The following is a 1,666-nucleotide window of genomic DNA, read 5'->3' as shown; positions in this document are numbered from 1 at the left end:
CCTTCCCGCCGCCGGCCCCCGTCCAGCAGCACGAGCAGATGCCGGCCGCCACCCCGGGCTGGCCCCCGGCGGCCCCGGTCGCGCACCAGCCGTACCCGGACGCTCAGCCGGCCCCCGCCACGCAGCCGGTGCAGCCGGCCCCGACCGCGCAGCAGCCGCAGCCGTACCCGGACCCGCAGGTCACCGCGCCGCCGGTGCAGCCCGGCCCGCCGGCGCCGCCGGCGTTCGTGCAGCCGCCCGCCGCCCCGCAGGACCCGCAGGCCGCCGCGTGGGCCGCCCAGCAGGCCGCGGCCCAGGGGCAGCCCGGCCCGGCGCAGCCCGTCCCGCCGCACGCCGTCCAGCCGCAGCCCGCGCCCGGCCCCGCGCAGCCCCAGCCTGCCCCACCGACCGCGCCGGTCGACCCGCGCCAGGGCGGCTGGCCGCAGCCCGCCGCCTACCAGCAGCCCGCCCCGCCGGCCCAGCCCGGCCCGGCGCAGCCCTGGCCGCAGCAGGCCGCCCAGGCCCCCGGCGGGTTCCCGCAGGGCCCCGCCCCGCAGCAGACCGCGCACGGCGCCCCGCTCGGCTACACGGCCGCCGTCGAGCTGTCCTCGGACCGCCTGCTGCGCAGCCAGCCCAAGCAGCAGCGCCAGCAGCCGCGGTTCCAGTTCGGCGGCAAGGCGGCGGCGGCCGAGAAGTCCCGCAAGCTGGAGATCATCCGCACCCCGGTGCTGAGCTGCTACAAGATCGCCGTGATCAGTCTCAAGGGCGGCGTCGGCAAGACCACGACCACCACCGCGCTCGGCGCGACCCTGGCCAGCGAGCGCCAGGACAAGGTGATCGCGATCGACGCCAACCCGGACGCCGGCACCCTCGGCCGCCGGGTCAAGCGCCAGACCGGCGCGACCATCCGCGACCTGGTGACGGCCATCCCGCACCTGCGCAGCTACATGGACATCCGTCAGTTCACCTCGCAGGACCTGCACTCGGGCCTGGAGATCCTGGCGAACGACGTCGACCCGGCCGTCTCGACCACCTTCAACGACTCGGACTACCGCCAGGTCATCGACGTGCTGGGCCGCCAGTACCCGATCATCCTGACCGACTCCGGCACCGGTCTGCTGTACAGCGCGATGCGCGGGGTGCTCGACCTGGCCGACCAGCTGATCATCGTCTCCACCCCCAGCGTGGACGGCGCCTCCAGCGCCTCCACCACGCTCGACTGGCTCTCCGCGCACGGCTACGCGGACCTCGTGCAGCGCAGCATCACGGTGGTCTCCGGGGTGCGCGAGACCGCCAAGCTGATCAAGGTCGAGGACATCGTGGCGCACTTCCAGACCCGCTGCCGCGGCGTCATCGTGGTGCCCTTCGACGAGAGCCTGGCGGCCGGTGCCGAGGTCAACCTCGACATGATGCGGCCCAAGGTCCGCGAGGCCTACTTCGAGCTGGCCACCCTGGTCGGCGAGGACATCATCCGGGCCCAGCAGGCCGCCCAGCAGCAGGGCGGCTGGCAGCAGCAGGCGCAGCAGCAGGCCCCGCAGCCGCCGTACGCGCAGCAGCCCGGGCAGCAGCAGCCCTACCAGGCGCCCGCCCAGCCGTACCCCGCACCGGCCGCCCAGCCGGCCCCGGGCACGCCGTGGGCGCCGCAGCCCGGCCAGACCCCGCCGCCGGGGAGCTACGGCTACCCGCA

General features: G+C 76.3%; 1 protein-coding gene. It reads left to right on the top strand.

The genetic code is table 11. The features are described from left to right. A partial coding sequence (locus AB0O00_RS38220) for a MinD/ParA family protein (protein ID WP_363659292.1) occupies nucleotides 1-1,666 on the top strand: 1,666 nt, incomplete at both ends.

The sequence above is a fragment of the Kitasatospora sp. NPDC093558 genome, from assembly GCF_040683475.1.
Taxonomy (GTDB): Bacteria; Actinomycetota; Actinomycetes; order Streptomycetales; family Streptomycetaceae; genus Kitasatospora.
The sequence above is the reverse complement of the archived record's forward strand: the minus strand, read 5'-3'. Positions and strand labels throughout refer to the sequence as shown.